Genomic DNA, 19986 nt, shown 5'->3' with positions numbered 1-19986 from the left:
CAACACAAGGTGAGCACCGCAACATGAAATCCGTGCGGCGCAACAATGACGTGTCGGTGCGGCTATTCGTCATTATTCCCACCACGCCGGCGCGGCAGCCGGCACCGCAATGCGCACATCGGTCAGGCGGAGCAATGCGACCTGTTTGTCGCCGGTCTGCGAAAACAGATCGAGCAAGAATTCCAGCCGCGCCCCGCGATCGCTCGGAGCGAAGGCGGTGTGCCACTGCATCAATGCGCCGACCAGGTCGCGCTTGAACTGGTCGAAGCTCGCCGGGTCCGCGCGCGCCGCGGTCAGATCAATGTCGCGATCGCCGAGGAAGATCGCCGAGCGGCTGAGCAGCGCCTGATCCTTGCCGCCCTGCGCCAGCGTGTAGGCGTAGTTGGCGTTGACCAGCAGCCGCATCGTCGTCGCATCCACGCCGGGGACCGCCGGCCCGGCGACGAACGGCTGCAGCATCTGGTCGATCGCGGCGGACAGATTTGTCGCACCGCTGCCGACGACGATCGGCGAGGTCACCGTCTGCGCGGGGCCGACCGGGTCTTTCAGTTCGGTCCATGGCGTGGTGTAGACGAAACCCGGATCGACGCTGGTGCCGGCCGGCATGCCATCGGGCACCAGATTGGCATTGCGCACGACATTGGCCATGACATGCGCGGTCTGCGCCGCCACCATGAACAGGCCGGGCAGCGTCACGCGCAATTCGCCGGGCGCCTCGCTGCGCTGCCGCAATGCGTAGATGTCGGTCGGCTTGTTGCTCGCGGGCGGCGTGACATAGCCGTCGATCTGCGGCCACGGCGGCAATGTCGTCGTGGTCTGATCGATCGCGCGGGTCACCTTCAGGTCGGGCTGGCTGCTGAAATCGATCAGGTAGCGCCAGGTCGCGCGCGGCACCCCTTCGGCTCCGTCCGACCGCAGCAATCGCGCGGCCAGTTGCTCCGCCCTCGCCTGCTTGGGGTCTTGCACCCACGCTGCCCAGGTCGATGCAGCGCCGCCGACCAGCGCGTCGAAACGCTGCAGCGCCTTGCGTGGCGCGTCCGGCGGGGCGCCGTCGAACGCGGCGGCCGGCACCTGCGCGAGGAACGGCGCGAGCTGCGGATATTCGAACGAGAACCGCGCCAGCGCCTCGAACAGGTTGTTCGGCGGCGGCCGCGGCGGATCGTCGCCGGCGGCCTCCACATGCGTGGTGCGTTGCAGCCGGCGGCCGAGGCCCGGCGCGGGTGGATCGTTCAACAGCACCAGCAGCGTCAATTCGTCCTGCGCCGCGCTCGGCGCCGACACGGTGAAGCTGTAGCTCCACAACAGCGCATCGGCGATCGAGGTGATCGTCGCCGGCAGCACGCTGGCCTGAGTGGCGATCGCCGGCATCGCCGGGAACAGCCGCAGCGGCACCGGAATGGCGTTGCGGCCCATCGGCATATTCAGCACCGGCCGGCCGCCGGCCGGCGCGAACGCCGGCACGATGAAGCTCAGCCACGCCGACGGCTCGTAGCCGTAGCGCTTGTGGTCCGGATCGAAATCGTGCTCGAGGAACGCGACGTCGAATTCCGGGCGCAGATCGAGCCAGGCATGGGCGGCCGGATTGCGTGCCGAGGCGAGATAGATCAGCGGCTCGTCGCCCGTGGCGAGCGCGAGATCCGCGGACGTCAGCGTGAAAGCCTGCGAGGCCGCCGCCGACAGGCTGGGATCGCGCACCTTGCCGAACAATTGCGGCGGCGCGTCCGGCTCGTCCTTGCCCGCGAGCGTCACCGCCGCGGGCAATTGCACCACCGAAGCGAGCGCGTAGTCCGTCGACAGGCTCTGCAGCAACGCCTGCCGGAACCGCTCGGTCGCCTCCGCGAGGTCGACGCTCTGGCCGGGGATGCGCAGCACTGCGGCGAGGCCAGTCGCGATCTGGTCGGCGAGGGTTTCCTTGCTCGCCGCAAGATCGGCGTAGCAGGCCGGATCGAGCGTCGCCGAGGCGCTCGCCATCAGCGGCGCGAACAGACCATCCGCCGCGGACAGGAACTGCCCGGCCCACACGTCCATGTCGATGCTCGAAAACACCACGTCCTGATCGGCCTTGACGCCGCCGTTGGCGTCGTAGACGCGAACCTTGACGGTCGCGGTGATCAGGCTGGTGGAGAGCGGCAGCGGCGCGCAGGACAGCGGCAGTTGCGCCGCCGGCGGCGATGCGCCGGCATTCGGAAATGAAACGGCGATGCCCGCGGAGCGCGCGAACCGCACGCACCACAGCGGCGCCTGCGCGGCCTGCCCGGCCGCCGCGGCGGTGAGCGCAGCGCGCGTCCTGCCGAGCCGCGCTTCACGCCGCTTGCGCGCCAGTGCATTGTTGGCCTGGACGCCCTGCGCCAGCTTCAGCTCGCCGCTGCCGCCGTCGAAGCCGGCCCACGCCGCTTCGAACGCCTGCGCGAATGCCGACAACTGCATGTCCGGCCCGTCGCCGCTGCCGGTCGGCGCCAGCGACACCGCCGCCGCAATCCATGACCGGCTGATCTGCACCGCCGGCAGTGCTGCGGCGATCGCGGGATCGACCGTCTCGGGCGCGCGCGCGAACACCAGTTCGACGGTGAGTTCGAAGATGTCCGACGGCAGCTCGGCGACGTAGCTCTTGTCGAGCAAGAACAGCGCCTGCAGCGGCGGCGGCGGCGCCGGCGTTTTGCCGGCGAGCAGCGCTTCGAGAAAAGCGATGATCGACTGGACGAAGGCCGTCAGCACCGCGCGCAGGCTGCGGCCGTCGCTCAATGTCGTCAGCGGCAACGCCGACAGCACGGTCTCGATCTGGATCGCGGCGCCTGGGCTCGCGAGCTGCAGAGGATCGGTGAGCTGGTCCAGCACCAGCCTGTAGCTGCCGATCGCGCTGGCGATCGTCACCGGATCGTCGGGCGACAGCGCGCCGCCGCCGAGATTGGCCGGATCGAACACCAGCAGCAGCGTCAGTTCGACGGCGCTGCCTGATGCACTGAACGCGTAGTAGGAGCGGATCGCCGGCCACGCTTCCACCGCCACCAGCACGTCGTTGTAGACGAACGGCACCAAAACGGATGACGGCTTCGGCAGTGCATTGCCGTAGATGTCGAGGAGCTGGATCGAGAACCCGACCGAACAGCCGATCCCGACGTAGCGATTGCTCTGGCCGAGCAGCGCCGCGATGGCGACGCTGTTGCTGAAGATCCAGTCGGCGCCGCGCTCGGCCTGGTTGGGGCCGACCGGCATGCTCCAATTGGTCGGCAGCGTCACGCTTGCGCCGATCGCCGCGGCGACGCGCGGCGTCGGCGCGACGATCTGGTCGATGCGATATTGCAGCAGGCTGTACAGCGCCTCGGCATAGGCCGCCTTCTCGGCCGGCGATGGACTAGCGCCGAGGCCGGGCGTTGCCGGCGGCGCCGGCCAGTCGATCGAGAAGCCGACGCTGCCGCCGAGGCTGCCCGGCGTCGTCGTCTGCCACGCCCCGCCCGAATCCGAGACGGTCGCAGCGACCGGTCCCTTGCTATCCTCGGGCACGCTGCCCAGCACGAAGCAGTTCGCCCACGGCGTCAGCGGCGTCGCGACATCCGGCGCACCGGCGGAGATCAGCAACGCGATCTGGGCATCGCCGGTGCTGAAGGCGGCGTCGGGGACGCCGTCGATGTGCAGATAGAAGCCGTCGGCATTGACCACCGAGACTTCCCACACCAGCAGCGCGAAGGCGGCGGCATCCGCGAGGCGTGCCGACACCGGCGGCTGCTGCGCCGCCGCGCGCAGCGCCGGCTGGCCGGTGGCCATCAGCACCGGCGGCTCGTTCAGAGTCGAGAGATTGGCCTTGGTGAGCACGACCGCGTCGGGCTTGGCGCAGGACGCATAGCTGCTCGACCCGTTGGCGATCAGCAGCGACAGCGTCGTTCCCGCCCACGCATCGGCAGTGATCAGCCGGTCGAGCAGATCGCGCGTGCCGGTGTCGGCGCCGATCAGGCGGAACACGGTCGCGAGCGGCTTGTCCTGTCCCGGCGGAATGATCCGGCGCAGGCTCATCCCGACAATCAGTGCAGCGGTCGCCTTCAACGGGGACGGGGACGCGTCGCCCGGGACCTGCGCCAGCCGCGCCACCGCGCCGCTTCCGCCGAGCGCATAGAACTGCCGCATCCGGGTCAGCAGCGCGTCGGCCATCGGCCTGACATTGGCGATGTGGCCGTCATTGCGGCTCCAGAGATACGACCGCGCGATGTAATATGGGCACGGCTGGGTCTTCAGCGGCGGCAGCGCCACGAAGTCGCCGCCGGCGCCGAGCCAGGACGGCTGCACCATCGTGTCCAGCACCAGCCCGGCGCCGAGATCGTCGGTGACCGACGCCGCCTTGCCGTCGGCGCCGAACACGATCCAGTCGGAGACGTTTTCGCCCGGCGCGTAGCCGAGCGTGAAGCTGGTGATCCACTTCCCGCCTTGCTGCGCCAGCGCGACCTGCTGGCCGGTGAGCTGATATATCGCCGTCAGCTCGCTGCCGAACGGCTCGCTGCCCGGCACCGGCAGCCGCAGCCCGTACAGCGCGAAGCGCGACATGTAGCCGGCGAGTTGCGCGAAGCCGGCCGGGCCGAGCGTCGACAGCGCCTGGTCGAAGCTCAGATCGGGATCGGCCGCAGCGATGTCCTGCAGATTGGCGACGAGCTGCTTGGCGAGCAGCACGATCATGTCGGTGCAGATCAGGCCCGCCGCCGATGTCGGAAACGCGCTGTCCGTCATCGCCTCGCGCGCCAGCGGCTGGCGCGGCATCCCCTGCGCGAGCTGATCGAAATAGCGCTTCAGCGCCTCGGCGTAGCCCGCCGGCAGCGGCGGCGCATCGAACACGATCTGGCTGCCGTTATAACTCAGCGCCAGTTGCGGCAGCATCGGGAAGAACGCGAAGTCTGCCGCCGTGGTCAGGCTCGCCTGCGGCAGGATGGTGAATTTCAAGCCGGACAGGAACGTGCCGACCGCGCCGTCGAACGTGCCGTCGTCCAGCCTCGCCGTGATCGCGGCGAGCTGCTCGGTCAGCGTGACGCCCTTCGCGTAGTTCGCCTGCAGAAAATGGCCAAGCGCGGTGGAGAGATTGGAGAAATCGTCCGGCGCCGTCGATTCCGGCTGCAGATTGATCGCCAGCCCCGCGACCGCCTGCGGCATCGCCGCATTCGTGCTGTTGATCACCGCGGGCTGCAGCGTGAAGTACAGCGTGATCGCGATCGCATCGCCCGGAGCTTCCAATGCGAAGCGCGCAGCGATGGCGGGATGCAGCTCCTTGCGGACGCGGACCGGAGGCGCGGGCGCGCGCGTCGGCCGTGCCTCGATGCGGCGCGCGGTCGGCGGCGTCGGGCCGATCATCAGCGCCGGCGGACCGCTGCCGATATGGATCGGCGGGAACACGTCGAGGTCGGCGTCGAAGCTGAACGAAATCCGGATGAAGACGATGCGGAATTCGACGTAGATCGACACCTTGAACGCCAGCCGGATCACCGTCGAATGCGCGGTCTCGTAGGCGACCTGCAGCACCAGCGTGGCGCTGATCGAGATCGCCGCCGAAATGATCCGCAGATCGACCGCGCCGGTGAAATAGGCCTCGACGCCGAGCTGGCCGGCGAACCATTTGTAGTCGACGCCCTGCTCGGTCATCTTGCCGTGCGTCGAGGACAGAAAGCCCTCGAAGGTGGCGAAGGCGATCAGGCCCGCGCTCAGGAACATCGGGCCCTTGTGGATTTCCTTGACGATCCCGAACGACAGGCCGAGCCCGAACCGCCAGATCACCGCGAAGTCGTCGCCCAGTTCCTCGGGCGCGTCGGCCGAACGCAGCTTGGCGAAGTACAAGCCGCCGGCGGCCTCGACCGGCACGCCCTCGATAGAGAACGACACCGAGAACGGCTGCGCCAGCCCGGCCCCGTCCGGCGCGAACGGCCAGCCGATATCGACCCGGAAATCGCTGTTGGTGTAGACGATCAGTCCGACCGTCGGCAGCATGATGTTGTAATCGTCGGTGCCGATCGGCTGGGTCCAGGTGAACGATCCGCTCCAGGCGCCGAGATTGTCGCTTATCTTGCGATAGGCGATTTCCAGCACGAAGCCGCGCAGGCTGGAGAGGATGCCTTTCTTCTTTTCCGGGGGCGCCGCGATGTTCGCCGCGACCCGACCAGCCACGGCCACCGGGCCAGACGTGCGCACCTTCGGCTCGGGCGGCGCCGCGCCGATCGACAGCCGCGCGCCGTAGACATAGGGATCGGAGAACACGAACTGGAACGTCACCGGGGTGAATTCGAGATCGACCGCGACGGTGACGCCGGCCGAGGGATCGTAGGACACCGGGATTTGCGCCGAACCGTCCGCGATGTCGTCGAGCGCCGCCTTGGTCGACAGCGGCACTTCCGACAGCATCGAGATGATGATCGGAATGACGTCGTTGGACTGGATGTCGTATTCGACCTTGAGGCCGGCGACGACGTAGACGGTCGGGGTGACGCTGAGATGCTTTTCGGTCGCGCGCACTGGCCGCGGTTCGGACGGCGCTGCGGCGCCGGCCAGATCCGGCTCGCCGAGAAACCAGGCGAGGTTGATGCCGCCGTCCTCGTCATCGCCCTCGTTGCGGCCTTCACCGTCGTCCGCCGGCAGGCCGAAGAAGGTAAGCGAACGCTCGCCGGTCGAGGGGATGTAGAGCGGAAACGCGCCCAGCGCGAACAGCACGTCGCGCAGCATCAGCACATAGACGTCGTCGCCTGCGAGCTTGGGACGCAGCAATTCGACCGCGCCGTATTGCGTCGGCAGCACGCCCTGGAGCTGGAACGTGCCGTCCTTCATCGACGGCGGCGGCGCCAGCAGCAGCCCGACCTGATCGGCGACTGCCCGCGTCTTGCCGGGAACCCAGCCGAGCAGCAGCACGCCTTCGAGCGGCGCCTGTGACGTCAGGCCGCCCATCGTGCCCATCATCACCTGCAGCGCCAGCGCGTAGACCGGCTCGACGCTGTCGAGGCCGACGCCGGTGACGGTGACCGTCTTCAACGCGGCGAATTCCGCCTGCGGCCGGAAGCCGAGCAGCTTCAGCGGCAGCGTCGCCATCAGGCTGTGATCGCGCGGCGCGCCGGCTTCGGCGTCGAGCAGCACGCCGCCGAGGTCGGTCGCGATGTTCGGCGGCGGCGTGAGGCCTTGGTCCGGCACCACGCTCTTCATCGTGAACGCATATCCGGTGTAGCCGAGCCCGCCGGAATACGCGTCGTGGAGTCCATAGGAGAACAGATCGATCGGCGCAGGACCGTCGCGTCGCGGTGCAGTCGCCGGCTCGGTGTTGAAGCCGAGCGCGCCGTCGAGCGTGAACGCGGCCCACACCGTTCGGCCGGCATCGCCGCCGACGCCGTCGCTCCCCTCCGTCAGCGGCGCGAGCCCGGCGCTGGTGACGGTCTGCGCCGCGAGTGCACGGTACCGATCGGCGTCGGCCGGGAACGTGAAGACGCGCTGCTCGCTGGTCACGAACACCACCGAGGTCTCGCCGTCGCGCTGCTGCAGCGCGCCGTCGATGACGATGGTGTTGGTGGCGGGGAAATCGTTCTGGCCGGCGACGGACAGCGTCACAGGATCGTCGAACAGCGTCGCGATCGAGTAAGCGATCTGCGATTCGAAATGCGCCAGCAGGCTGTTGGCGAACAGCGCCTTGAGCGACAGCGTCTGAAAATCGAAATCCGCCGTCGGGGTCTGGAACGCGTAATCGTAATAGATCAACCCGAACAGCGAGCTGTGCTGCAGGGCGTCGTCGGCCGACGCCGCCCGCTTCGGCGCGTTGGTGGTGATGCCGAAATGATGACAGCACAGCGGCTTGTCGGATCGCATCCCGCACAACAGCATCGCGATGTCGGCGGGTAGCTCGGGCAATCGCAGCGGCGCGTCGAGCGCGATGATGCCGGTCCAGTCCGGATCGTTCATCCGTGCGACGAAGTCGCCGAAATAATCGTAAGCCCCCGCGGCGCGCGCCGCCTCGCTCGCGAGCTTCGCCTGATGAATATAGTCGACGATCTGCCGCGAGATCGTTTCGGCCCTGCCAGCGCCGGCGAACAGCTCGGGGTCGGTCCAGCCCGACGGCTCGGCGGCGAGTTCGGCGAAGGAGCGCCCCGCCGCGAGCTTGAACGCCAGCACGCAATTGACGTCGAGCGACGGCCCGTCGTCGGCGTTCGACACCGCGATCTCGATCGGAAATTCGCCGAGCTGCAGCAGATTGTCGAAGGCGCCGAGGTATGCGGGATCGGCGATCACCAGAAACGCCGCCGGATTCATCAGCGCGGTCGACAGATACGGGCTGACGACGTCAAACGGCCCGGTGCCGCCGCTGCAGCCCGACGGCGTCGTGCCGTGGAGGAAGCGCAGCCATTGCTCCGGCCGCTGCGGGCTGCGCGCCAGCAGCAATTGCTGCCAGCTCCCGGCCGGCGTCGCGGACGTCATCGCCCCGCTGTTGAGGCCGACCAGCAGGCCCTGCGGCGTCTGGACATAGCCGCCGCTCAGCGGCTCCAGCGTCGCCATGTCGAAGAACAGCGGCCCGAGGCAGCGATCCGCCGCGATCGCCGCGAACCGTGCCGGCGACAGCACCGCGGTCTCGAAACTGGTGAGCGCATCGGCGCTGACGGCCGGGTTCGGATTGTCGATCGTCCGGTCGGAGAAATACACATCGCCATAGGGCGCCAGCGGCAGCACCTGCCCCGCGGCCGCATCCGACAGATCGGCGATCCGCGCGCCCACCGCGATCGGAAACGGCTCGGTCCCGGTCGGCGCGCTCTGGAAATACACCGTGTCGACCGCCTGCGCGCAGAAGCTCTGCTTGATGGTGCCGGGGAAGGTCTTGTCGCTGTTCGCGCCCTTGATCACCTGCACCCAGTTGGTGGTGTAAACGTCGGACAGCGGACCGCGCGCATCCCAGGCGCGGGCGATATGCATCTCGGGCGGATAGTGCGCGGCGAAGCCCGGCCGCTCGCCCTGGAAATCGAGCAGATCGCTCTGCGCGATCAGCAGGAACTCGCTGCCGAACAAGCCGCACATCAGCGCCAACGGATCATCGGCGATCGGCGCGCCTGCCTTGGTCTTCGGCAACGTCGCAACCAGATATCGCCCGGCCGGCGTGAGGTAGGCCGTCTGCGGCGCGGCGCCGGGTTTTCGCGCGAGGCTGAAACCGGCGCCAGACTGCGGCGTCAGCCGCAACGTCGCGCCCGCCGTGCTGCGCATCGCCTCGCTGACCGGCAGCACCGGCTTGCCGTCGCCGTATTTGTCGAGATCGAACACAAACCGGGTGCGCGTCGCATTTGTCGGCTGCAGCGGATCGATCGTCACCCGCAGCGGCAATTGCGCCGCGACCGGCGCGCGCGGATCCGGAAAGGCGCCGAGCAGCAATGGAAACCGCATCGCGATCGGGGTTTCCAACGGCCCCGCGAAGAACCGGATCTCCGCCGACGCCGGCGGCGTTTCGCTGTCGTCCTCGGGCGCGAACAGCGCGAAGAAGCTGCCGCGATCCGGCGCGAAGGCGAAGCTGAACGTGCCCAGCGACGGCCCCGCCATCGGCATCGCCACCGGCTGATCGCTCGGCAGCGGCAGCGACGCCTGGCCCGCGCCCTGGCTTTGCAGCACCAGGCCGCTGCTGCCGCTGGCGACGAGCTGCAGCGCAGGCGGATCGTCGCCGAACGCAGGCGCGACGATCACTTCGGCGCTGATCTGCAGCGCCAGATCGCAGAACGCAATCGCGCAGCCCGGTTTGACCCGCCCGCTGCCGTCGCCGGCGGATTTGGCGATGGTGATGAATTGCGCGGCGGCGATCCGCGGCGGCGTGAGGTCGCTCGCCCACACCACCCATTGCCGCATCGGCGCCTGCGGCTGCAGCCGCTCGTTCAGCGCCGCAACGACATCCTTCGGGTCGGCGACCGCCGCGCCCGCCTCGACGAAGACGAAGCCGCCCGAACAGTTCGCCCAGGCGTCGTCCGCCGGCAGCATCTCGGGGAACGATCCGGGATCGCCGACCAGCGCGTAGTACACGCTGGGCGCGGTCTGCGGCGTCGCGCCGACGGCGCGATACAGCGGGACGCCGGGCACGACCAGTTCGAACTGCAACGACGAGGTCCGGGCACGCGTTCGATCCGCCATGATGCACCTTTGCCGCGCCGACGATGCCGCGATCCCGGCGCTATCGCGCCGTCAACTGCATCGCCCCGCTCTCGATGAGAACGCCGACCGAGTCGATCAGGTAGTAGTTGCCGCGAAACACGTAGAGCGCGAGGTCCTCGAGCAGCGGATGTTTGGCGCCGTCGATCGGCACCGTGCAGGCGCCGATCTCGCCGGACCAGTTCACCTTGATGTCGTTACTGCCGTTGAAGAACTTCCCCGGCCCGTCGCTCGGATTGAGCGTTCGCGACACCTGAAGGCAACCCGGCGTGTACTTCGCCGGCGCGGGCCCCGCACTCCATGCCGCGATCGCCGGATTGCCGCCGACCTGCGTGCCGTTGGCGCTGAAGCGGTCCATGTCTTCGCTGAACACGTTGAACACGAACACGCTCCCTGCGGGCGTCTGCAGGGCGCCGGGCGATGTCATGCTCTGGCCATGAGATCGGACACGGCGCCCCTGCTCACGCCTTGACGAGACCGCCGGCCAGTTCGCCGAGAGCCGCCGCGCCGATCACCTGCCCGGTGTCCTTCTCGACGCCGTATTCGTTGACGAGCTGCCATTTGTTGCGATCGATGAACAGCAGCAGATCCTGGATCAGCGGAAACCCCGCGCCGTCGATCGCCACCGAGGCGCCGAACAGGCCGTCGGCCCACTGGATCGTCAGCCGGTTGGTGCCGTTGAAGAACTTGCCCGGCCCGTCGCTGGCATTGAGCGTGCGCGGCACCGCCACGGCATTCGGCCGATATTTCGGCGTCGCGTCGGCGAACCAGCCGGGGATATCGCCGTCTTTCACCGTGACGCCGTTGGTGCTGAGCGTCAGCGTCTCGCTGAAGACGTTGAAGACGTAGACCGAACCGTTGTTATCCTTCGTCGCCATGGTGACGATCTCCTGTGGGTTGACGTCGCGAAGCGCTTTCGTCCCGGCCGGGATGAAAGTGAGGGGCGTCGAATTCGATCGGACCGGTGGTGCAGTCCGCGCCGAATTCGTCGAACAGGTACCAGCGGTCGCGCATCAGATAGAGCAGCAGATCCTGCACCAGCGGGAATTTCCTGCCGTCGACATTCAGCGTGAACGTGCCGATGGTCTCGGTGGTGACCGTGATGGCGTTGGCGCCGTCGAAGATCTTGCCCTTCGCATCGCTCTTGTTGAGCACGCGCGCGACCGCGAGGGTGTTCGGCGTGTAGATCGCCGCGCCGCTTCTGCCGTCGCTCCAGGCCGGGATGTCGCCGGCCCTGCCGCCGTTCGACATGAAGTCCAGCCCTTCGCTGAACAGGTTGAAGACGTAGACCGAGCCGGTCTCCGACTCCCGGCTCGCCTTCGCGCGGCTCGGCACGGAGCGCCGATGATCTCCTTTCGGCTTTGCCGAATAGGACGCGAGGAAGATGCCGCTGTTCGCGAGCAGCACGATCTGGCTGCGAAACAGATAGGCGATCAGATCGCCCGGATAGTCACCAATGTCGAACTGGTAGGTCCAGGACACATCGTTGGTGATCAGCAGCGCGTTGCGATCGACGAACGCGTTGCCGACGGGCTGCGCGCCCGAGGCGCGCGCCCCGGAGGTCGAGAACGGCACATAGTCGATCCGCGGCGAGGTGTTCTTGATGACGTAAGGCGCGCTGCCGTCGGAATTGACGACCACGGACTGGGACGGGCCGTAGGTGCCGCTCACCAGCGGATTGAACATGAACACACGCCCGATCCCGTTCGTCATGCCCGATCTCCGCATGGGGCAACCCCATGCCGAAATACTCGTATAAGTTGTATTTTCGCGCAAGCACTATTTTGATCGCTTTTCTCGCGAAACAGCCTCTGTGCTGGCATCCCAACCAATGACCGCAGAGCAACACGACTCGCGTATCGGACGTCCACCTTGACGACCTGGCATTTGGCATGCCAGTTCAGCGAACAGACGTTCCCGTTACGGTATGGAAGATCGATGACTGCTCGCGCCAGGACCAGACCGATGGACTTGATCGCCGAGCCCGATCTCGCGATGGCGCCGCTCGCGCCCGAGGTCAGCTACAAGGCCAAGGCGTACCAGGCGCTGAAGCAGGCCATCCTGAAGATGGACATCTACACCACGCCCGAGCCGGTGATGCTCGACGAGCGCGCGCTGTCGGACAAGCTCGGCGTCAGCCGCACGCCGATTCGCGAGGCGATCGCGATGCTCGAGCAGGACGGGCTGGTGAAGGCCGTGCCGCGCCGCGGCATCATGGTGGTGCGCCGGACCAAGGCGGAAATCGTCGACATGATCCGCGCCTGGGCGGCGCTGGAGAGCATGGCGGCGCGGCTGATCACCACGATGGCGCGCAAGCGCGACATCACCGCGCTGCGCGACGTGTTTAAGGCGTTCGGCCCAGAGCGCCTGCCGCAGGATCACATCCAGGAATATTCCCGCGCCAACATCGTGTTCCACCAGGCGCTGATCTCGCTCAGCGAGTCGCAGGTGCTGGTCGACATGACGGACGACATCCTGATCCACGTGCGCGGCTATCGCCAGCTCACCATCGGCCGCAAGGAACGCATCGCCGCGTCGTTGCCCGAGCACCTCGCGATGATCGAGGCGATGGAAGAGCGCGACACCGAACTCGCCGAGAAGCTGGCGCGCGAGCACACGCTGCGGCTCGCCGCCTATGTCGAGGCGCATGGCCAGGAGCTGTTCGCGTGACCGCGCGTCGGGCATGCGGACGACGAGACTGACAGACGATTCCCGGTGCACAACGATGCGCCGGGGGAACACAACACCGGAGCGATGCCGCCTCGCGCGCGCATCGAAGTAACAGACGGAGCACGACCATGACCAAGGCGCTCGACGGCGTTCGCATTCTCGATTTCACCCACGTCCAGTCCGGGCCGACCTGCACCCAGTTGCTGGCGTGGTTCGGCGCCGACGTCATCAAGGTCGAGCGCCCGGGCACCGGCGATATCACCCGCGGTCAGTTGCAGGACATCCCGAAGGTCGACAGCCTGTACTTCACCATGCTGAACCACAACAAGCGCTCGATCACGCTCGACACCAAGAACCCCAAGGGCAAGGAAGTGCTCACCGCGCTGATCCGCTCCTGCGACGTGCTGGTGGAGAATTTCGGCCCGGGCGTGCTCGATCGCATGGGCTTCACCTGGGACAAGATCCAGGAGATCAACCCGCGGATGATCGTCGCCTCGATCAAGGGCTTCGGCCCCGGTCCTTATGAAGACTGCAAGGTCTACGAGAACGTCGCGCAATGCACCGGCGGCGCCGCCTCCACCACCGGCTTCCGCGACGGCCCGCCGCTGGTCACCGGCGCGCAGATCGGCGACAGCGGCACCGGGCTGCATCTCGCCCTCGGCATCGTCACCGCGCTGTATCAGCGCCATCACACCGGCCGCGGCCAGCGCGTCACCGCCGCGATGCAGGACGGCGTGCTCAATTTGTCGCGCGTCAAGCTGCGCGATCAGCAGCGCCTCGCGCACGGCCCGCTCAAGGAATACAGCCAGTTCGGCGAAGGCGTGCCGTTCGGCGACGCAGTGCCGCGCGCCGGCAATGATTCCGGCGGCGGCCAGCCCGGCCGCATCCTGAAGTGCAAGGGCTGGGAGACCGATCCCAACGCCTACATCTATTTCATCGCCCAGGCCCCGGTGTGGGAGAAGATCTGCGACGTGATCGGCGAGACCGGCTGGAAGACCCATCCGGACTACGCGACGCCGCCGGCGCGGCTGAAGCATCTCAACGACATCTTCGCCCGGATCGAACAATGGACCATGACCAAGACCAAGTTCGAGGCGATGGAGATCCTCAACCAGGACGACATCCCCTGCGGACCGATCCTGTCGATGAAGGAACTCGCCGAGGACGCCTCGCTGCGCGCCACCGGCACGATCGTCGAGGTCGATCATCCGACCCGCGGCAAATATCTGTCGGTCGGCAACCCGATCAAACTGTCGGACTCGCCGACCCATGTCGAGCGCTCGCCGCTGCTGGGCGAGCACACCGACGAAATTCTGCGCGACGTCCTCGGCTTCAACGATCATCAGGTCGCTGAAATCCACGATTCCGGCGCACTCGCTCCGCCGCGCAAGCAGGCCGCGGAATAGCGGCTGCTGCAACGCAGCTCGACGACGGGTCGGCCGGAACCGCCGGCGGCCTCGTCGTGCCTTCGAACAACTGATAACTACGCGTCACTTCTTCGATCGAAGATCGGCGATTTTCAGCAATTTCATTTGCAAGCTGTGTCAGGTTGATGGAACATCCGATGTAAAGCCAACCGACCAGTGCACCGAAGCCGACGCAAGATCGGCGTTCAATCCGAGGGAGAACGCGACATGAAGAGTGGAGTGACTCGTCTTGTGTTCGGCGCCATTGCGGCAATCTGCACCGCGGGTGCGGTGGTTCCCGCCGGCGCGGCCTGGCAGCCGACCCGCCCGGTCGAATTCATCGTCCCCGCCGGCACCGGCGGCGGCGCCGACCAGATGGCGCGGACGCTGCAGGGGATCGTCACCAAGTACAATCTGATGAAGCAGCCGCTGGTGGTGGTGAACAAATCCGGCGGCGCCGGCGGCGAAGGCTTCCTCGACGTCAAGACGGCGGCGAACAATCCGCACAAGATCATCATCACGCTGTCGAACCTGTTCACCACCCCGCTCGCCACCGGCATTCCGTTCGGCTGGAAGGATCTCACGCCGGTCGCGATGCTCGCGCTCGACGAGTTCGTGCTCTGGGTGAATGCCGACAAGCCCTACAAGACCGCCAAGGACTTCGTCGATGCCGTGAAGGCGGCCCCGCCCGGCAGCATGAAGATGGGCGGCACCGGCTCGAAGCAGGAAGACCAGATCATCACCGTGGCGCTGGAGAAGGCCACCGGAGCCAAGCTCACCTACATTCCCTACAAGGGCGGTGGCGAAGTCGCGGTGCAGCTCGTCGGCAATCACATCGACTCGACGGTCAACAATCCGATCGAGGCGGTGGCGCAATGGCGCGGCGGCAAGCTGCGACCGCTCTGCGTGTTCGACGGCAAGCCGATGGACTACGGCGATCCGATCGCCGACGGCAAGGCGTGGAAGGACGTGCCGACCTGCAAGTCGCAGGGGCTCGACATCGAGTATCTGATGCTGCGCGGCATCTTCATGGGGCCGAAAGCGACCCCGGACCAGGTCGCCTATTACATCGACCTGTTCAACAAGGTCCGCGATACGCCGGAGTGGAAGGACTTCATGAAGAACGGTGCGTTCAACACCACCTTCATGACCGGCCCCGAATTCACCAAATGGGTCGAGACCGAGGACAAGCGGCACGAAACGCTGATGCGGGACGCCGGCTTCCTGGCGCAAGGCAACTGACCGCGCTTGCCGACGCATGTGACTGACGAAAGCTCCGGCGCGGAGCGACCGCCCGCGCCGTCTCTCATGTCGGGGACGATTTCATGTCTGCATCGACTGACGGCAACCTCGGTCCCTCGCACAAGCTCGTCGAGGCCGGCGTCGCATTGCTGATCGGCGCCGCGGGGGTCGTGGTGATCGTCGGCAGCATCAGGGCCGGGATCGGCTGGGGCGCCGAAGGCCCGCGCGCCGGCTTCTTCCCGTTCTATATCGGGCTGTTCATCGTGCTCGCCAGCGTGATCAACCTGATCTCCGCGCTGCGCGCCCGCCATCATCATCTGTTCGCCGAATGGAGTCAGCTCGGCCACGTCATGAGCGTGCTGATCCCGAGCGCGCTGTTCGTCGGCGCGATGCCGTTCATCGGGCTCTACGTCTCGTCGGCGCTGTTCATCGGCTGGTTCATGCGACGGCTCGGTAAATATCGCTGGCTCACCGTGTTCGCCGTCGCGATCGGCGCGCCGGTGGTCACCTATCTGGTGTTCGAGCGCTGGTTCCTGGTGCCGCTGCCGAAAGGTCCGCTCGAGGATCTGCTCGGTCTCTAGTTTTTCGCTCCGCCTGTCTTCTCCGCGTGGACCGGCGCTGACTCAGTTTTCGAAAGCAATCGATATCCTCGCAGTTCAGGACCCGTCCGGATGGAAGAACTCACCAACCTGTTCCACGGCTTCGCCGTCGCGCTGATGCCGTTCAACATCCTGGTGATGGTGATCGGCATCGTTCTCGGCGTCATCATCGGCGTGCTGCCGGGCCTCGGTGGCGCCAATGGCGTGGCGATCCTGCTGCCGCTGACCTTCAGCATGCCACCGACCTCTGCGATCATCATGCTATCCTGCATCTATTGGGGGGCGTTGTTCGGCGGGGCGATCACCTCGATCCTGTTCAACATCCCCGGCGAACCATGGTCGGTCGCCACCACTTTCGACGGCTATCCGATGGCGCAGCAGGGCAAGGCCGGCGAAGCGCTGACCGCCGCTTTCACCTCGTCCTTCGTCGGCGCGCTGTTCGCGATCATCATGATCACGCTGGTCGCGCCGCTGGTGGCGCGGTTCGCGCTGGAGTTCGGGCCGCCCGAAAAATTCGCGGTGTACTTCCTCGCCTTCTGCAGTTTCATCGGGCTGTCGAAAGAGCCCGCCTTCAAGACGGTCGCGGCGATGATGCTCGGCTTCGCGCTGGCCGCGGTGGGACTGGATTCGATGACCGGCCAGCTCCGGCTGACCTTCGGCTTCACCGAAATGCTGAACGGCTTCGACTTCCTGATCGCGGTGATCGGCCTGTTCGGCATCGGCGAGATCCTGCTGACCATGGAAGACGGCCTGAGCTTCCGCGGCAGCAAGGCCAAGATCAATCTGCGCGTCGTGCTGCAGACCTGGAAGGAACTGCCGCGCTACTGGATGACGTCGCTGCGCTCCAGCGTGATCGGCTGCTGGATGGGGATCACGCCGGCCGGCGCCACGCCGGCCTCGTTCATGAGTTACGGCATCGCCAAGCGGGTGTCGAAGAACGGCAAGAATTTCGGCAATGGCGAGATCGAGGGCGTGATCGCGCCGGAGACCGCGGCCCACGCCGCCGGCACCGCGGCGCTGCTGCCGATGCTGTCGCTCGGCGTGCCGGGATCGCCGACCGCAGCCGTGCTGCTCGGCGGCCTGCTGATCTGGGGCCTGCAGCCCGGCCCGATGCTGTTCGTCGAGCAGAAGGAATTCGTCTGGGGCCTGATCGCCTCGATGTATCTCGGCAACGTCGTCGGTCTATTGATCGTGCTGACCTGCGTGCCTTTCTTCGCCGCGATTCTGCGGATTCCGTTCAGCATCGTCGCGCCGCTGATCCTGGTGCTGTGCGCGATCGGCGCCTATTCGGTGCACAACTCGACCTTCGACGTGATGCTGATGCTGGTGTTCGGGGTGATCGGCTATCTGCTGAAGAAGTGCAATTATCCGCTGGCGCCGCTGGTGCTCGCGATCGTGCTCGGCGACAAGGCGGAAGAGGCTTTCCGGCAGTCGCTGCTGGCCTCGCAGGGCGCGCTCGGCGTGTTCTTCTCCAACGGGCTGGTCGGCACCATCATGGCGCTCGGGCTGATCGCGCTGTTCTGGTCGCCGATCAACGCGGGCTACGCCCGGCTGCGGTCCGCGGCGACCGGGCGGCCGCGGCCGGCCGGCCCCGATTACGAATAGCACCATGAGCATCGCATGCTTGAACCATCCGCCGATCTGACCGATAAACCGCCGCACCGCATCGTTCGCGGCTGCAACCTCCACGATCGCCAGGCGTTCTGGCGTTGAGCCCAGGGAATTCGATGAAAGTCTGTATCTACGGCGCCGGCGCGATCGGCGGTTATCTCGGCGTGCAGCTCGCGCAATCCGGCGCCGACGTCAGCCTGGTTGCGCGCGGCGCGCATCTCGCGGCGATGCAGCAGAACGGCCTCAAGCTCTTGATCGGCGACGAGGAGCGCGTGGTGAAGGTCCGCGCCACCGACAAGCCGTCGGAACTGGGCCAGCAGGACTTCATCATCATCTGTCTCAAGGCGCATTCGATCACCGGCGCGATCGACGCGATGAAGCCGCTGCTCGGCTCGCACACCCGCATCGTCACCGCGGTCAACGGCGTGCCGTATTGGTACTTCTACAAGCACGGCAATCAGTTCGAAGGCCGGACGCTGGAGAGCATCGATCCCGGCGCGCGGCAGTGGAACGAACTCGGCCCGGAGCGCGGCATCGGCTGCATCGTCTATCCGGCGACCGAGCTGGAAGGCCCGGGCGTCGTCCGCCACGTCTATGGCGACAAATTCCCGGTCGGCGAGGCCTCGGGCGAGACCACGACCGATGTCGAAAATCTGTCGAAGCTGCTGGAGGCCGCCGGCCTGAAGGCGCCGATCCTCGATCGCATTCGCGACGAGATCTGGCTGAAGCTGTGGGGCAATGTCTGCTTCAACCCGATCAGCGCGCTGACCCACGCCACGCTCGACGTGATCGCGTCCGATCCGGCGACGCGTGCGCTGGCGAAGGCGATGATGCTGGAAGCGCAGGCGATCGGCGAGACCTTCGGCGTCAAATTCCGCGTCGACGTCGAACGCCGCATCGAGGGCGCGCGCAAAGTCGGCGCGCACAAGACCTCGATGCTGCAGGATCTCGAACGCGGCCGGCCGATGGAGATTGATCCCCTGGTCACCGTGGTGCAGGAAATGGGCCGCATGACCGGCATCCCGACGCCCGCAATCGACAGCGTCCTCGGCCTGGTGATCCAGCGCGCCAAGGTGGCGGGGCTGTACTAACTGCCCGACTACCTCTCCACGTCATGGCCGGGCTTGACCCGGCCATCCACGGACACGAGCAGGGCCGTGCCTGAAGGCGTGGATGCCCGGGTCGAGCCCGGGCATGACGCGGTGAAACGGGTGAGCCCGACCACCACGACGATCGGAACATTGAGGAGACCTTCGCCATGACCAAATGGGTTCGCTTCCACACCGACGGCGCGATCGGCTTCGGCACCATCGCGCATTCCGACATCGCCGTGCATGACGGCGAGATGTTCGGCGCCAACAAGCCGACCGGCCGGACGCTGCAGCTCGGCGATGTCGAGCTGCTCGCGCCCTGCACGCCCGGCAAGATCATCGGGCTGTGGAACAATTTTCACGCGCTGGCCGCCAAGCTGAACCAGTCGATTCCTCCGGAGCCGTTGTACTTCCTGAAAGCCACCACCAGCGTCGCCGCGCATGGCGCCGTGGTGCACCGTCCGGCGTCCTATGACGGCAAGGTGGTGTATGAAGGCGAGCTCGGCATCGTCATCGGCAAGCGGTGTAGCGGCATCTCCGAGGCCGACGCGGCCGCGCACATTTTCGGCTACACCTGCGTCAACGACATCACCGCCGCCGACATTCTCAATCGCGACCCGAGCTTCCCGCAATGGGCGCGGGCCAAGAGCTTCGACGGCTTCGGCCCGTTCGGCCCGGCGATCGCCACCGGTCTCGATCCGGCGACGCTGTCGATCCGCACCATCCTCAACGGCGCCGAGCGGCAGAACTACCCGGTTGCCGACATGGTGTTCCAGCCGCACAAGCTCGTCAGCCTGCTGTCGCACGACATGACGCTCGAGCCCGGCGACCTGATCTGCTGCGGCACCTCGGTCGGCGTCGGCGTGATGAAGGAGGCGACCAACAGCGTCACCATCGCGATCGAAGGCATCGGCGAACTGCACAACGAATTTCATCAGGCAGCGAAAGCGTAGCCTCCTGCACCGTCATTCCGGGGCGCGCCGTCAGGCGCGAACGAATCCAGAAGTTTTGGCGCGGCAGAGATTCCGGGTTCTCGCCTGCGGCGAGCCCCGGAATGACGCGCTGAGAGGAAGTCGCCCAGCTCTATGCGCGGCCCGATGTGAGCCCCACACACGTCATTCCGGGGCGCGAACGAAGTTCGCGAACCCGGAATCTCGAAGTTGTTGCGCACTCGTCGTCTTTTCACGTCGAGATTCCGGGCTCGATCGCTTGCGCGAGCGCCCCGGAATGACTCGTCGAGAGGGTGCC

11 protein-coding genes are annotated in these 19986 nt (G+C 66.7%); 7 read left to right on the top strand and 4 right to left on the bottom strand.

Features of this window, described 5'->3' with window-relative positions; translation table 11 throughout:
• Positions 1 to 72 precede the first annotated feature (72 nt).
• The 4 genes from SR870_RS02665 to SR870_RS02650 are packed head-to-tail and all read right to left on the bottom strand — an operon-like array spanning position 73 to position 11832.
• On the bottom strand, positions 73 to 10101 hold the full coding sequence (locus tag SR870_RS02665; protein ID WP_322516506.1) for a hypothetical protein: 10029 nt from the start codon (positions 10099 to 10101) through the stop codon (positions 73 to 75).
• A 40-nt stretch (positions 10102 to 10141) separates the two neighbouring features.
• Entirely contained in the window at positions 10142 to 10546 is a 405-nt protein-coding gene (locus tag SR870_RS02660) for a hypothetical protein (protein WP_322516505.1), read from the bottom strand.
• A 34-nt stretch (positions 10547 to 10580) separates the two neighbouring features.
• The gene (locus SR870_RS02655; protein WP_322516504.1) at positions 10581 to 10997 is read right to left on the bottom strand and encodes a hypothetical protein; all 417 of its coding nucleotides are present in this window, start codon (positions 10995 to 10997) and stop codon (positions 10581 to 10583) included.
• The gene (locus tag SR870_RS02650; RefSeq protein WP_322516503.1) at positions 10981 to 11832 is read right to left on the bottom strand and encodes a hypothetical protein; all 852 of its coding nucleotides are present in this window, start codon (positions 11830 to 11832) and stop codon (positions 10981 to 10983) included. Before SR870_RS02650 ends, SR870_RS02655 begins: the two co-directional genes overlap by 17 nt.
• A 252-nt stretch (positions 11833 to 12084) precedes the next feature.
• Between SR870_RS02650 and SR870_RS02645 the strand changes: the two genes are divergently transcribed.
• The 7 genes from SR870_RS02645 to SR870_RS02615 all read left to right on the top strand — a co-directional run bounded on the left by SR870_RS02645 (position 12085) and on the right by SR870_RS02615 (position 19691).
• Positions 12085 to 12789, top strand: a complete 705-nt coding sequence (locus SR870_RS02645) for a GntR family transcriptional regulator (RefSeq protein WP_416221119.1) — start codon at positions 12085 to 12087, stop codon at positions 12787 to 12789.
• 128 nt (positions 12790 to 12917) lie between these two features.
• The gene (gene frc, locus SR870_RS02640) at positions 12918 to 14195 is read left to right on the top strand and encodes a formyl-CoA transferase (RefSeq protein ID WP_322516501.1); all 1278 of its coding nucleotides are present in this window, start codon (positions 12918 to 12920) and stop codon (positions 14193 to 14195) included.
• A gap of 228 nt (positions 14196 to 14423) precedes the next feature.
• Positions 14424 to 15437 carry a tripartite tricarboxylate transporter substrate binding protein gene (locus tag SR870_RS02635; protein ID WP_322516500.1) on the top strand — a complete coding sequence of 338 codons (1014 nt, stop codon included), beginning with the start codon at positions 14424 to 14426 and terminating at the stop codon, positions 15435 to 15437.
• An 83-nt stretch (positions 15438 to 15520) separates the two neighbouring features.
• Complete coding sequence (locus SR870_RS02630; RefSeq protein ID WP_322516499.1) at positions 15521 to 16018, top strand: tripartite tricarboxylate transporter TctB family protein; 498 nt, start codon at positions 15521 to 15523, stop codon at positions 16016 to 16018.
• A gap of 90 nt (positions 16019 to 16108) precedes the next feature.
• Entirely contained in the window at positions 16109 to 17641 is a 1533-nt protein-coding gene (locus tag SR870_RS02625) for a tripartite tricarboxylate transporter permease (protein ID WP_322516498.1), read from the top strand.
• A gap of 122 nt (positions 17642 to 17763) precedes the next feature.
• The gene (locus tag SR870_RS02620) at positions 17764 to 18738 is read left to right on the top strand and encodes a 2-dehydropantoate 2-reductase (protein WP_322516497.1); all 975 of its coding nucleotides are present in this window, start codon (positions 17764 to 17766) and stop codon (positions 18736 to 18738) included.
• Between the two features lie 167 nt (positions 18739 to 18905).
• Positions 18906 to 19691: a fumarylacetoacetate hydrolase family protein gene (locus tag SR870_RS02615; RefSeq protein WP_322516496.1), complete on the top strand. Its 786-nt coding sequence runs from the start codon at positions 18906 to 18908 to the stop codon at positions 19689 to 19691.
• Positions 19692 to 19986: the final 295 nt, after the last annotated feature.

This window comes from Rhodopseudomonas palustris (assembly GCF_034479375.1).
Lineage (GTDB): Bacteria > Pseudomonadota > Alphaproteobacteria > Rhizobiales > Xanthobacteraceae > Rhodopseudomonas > Rhodopseudomonas palustris_M.
The sequence above is the reverse complement of the archived record's forward strand: the minus strand, read 5'-3'. Positions and strand labels throughout refer to the sequence as shown.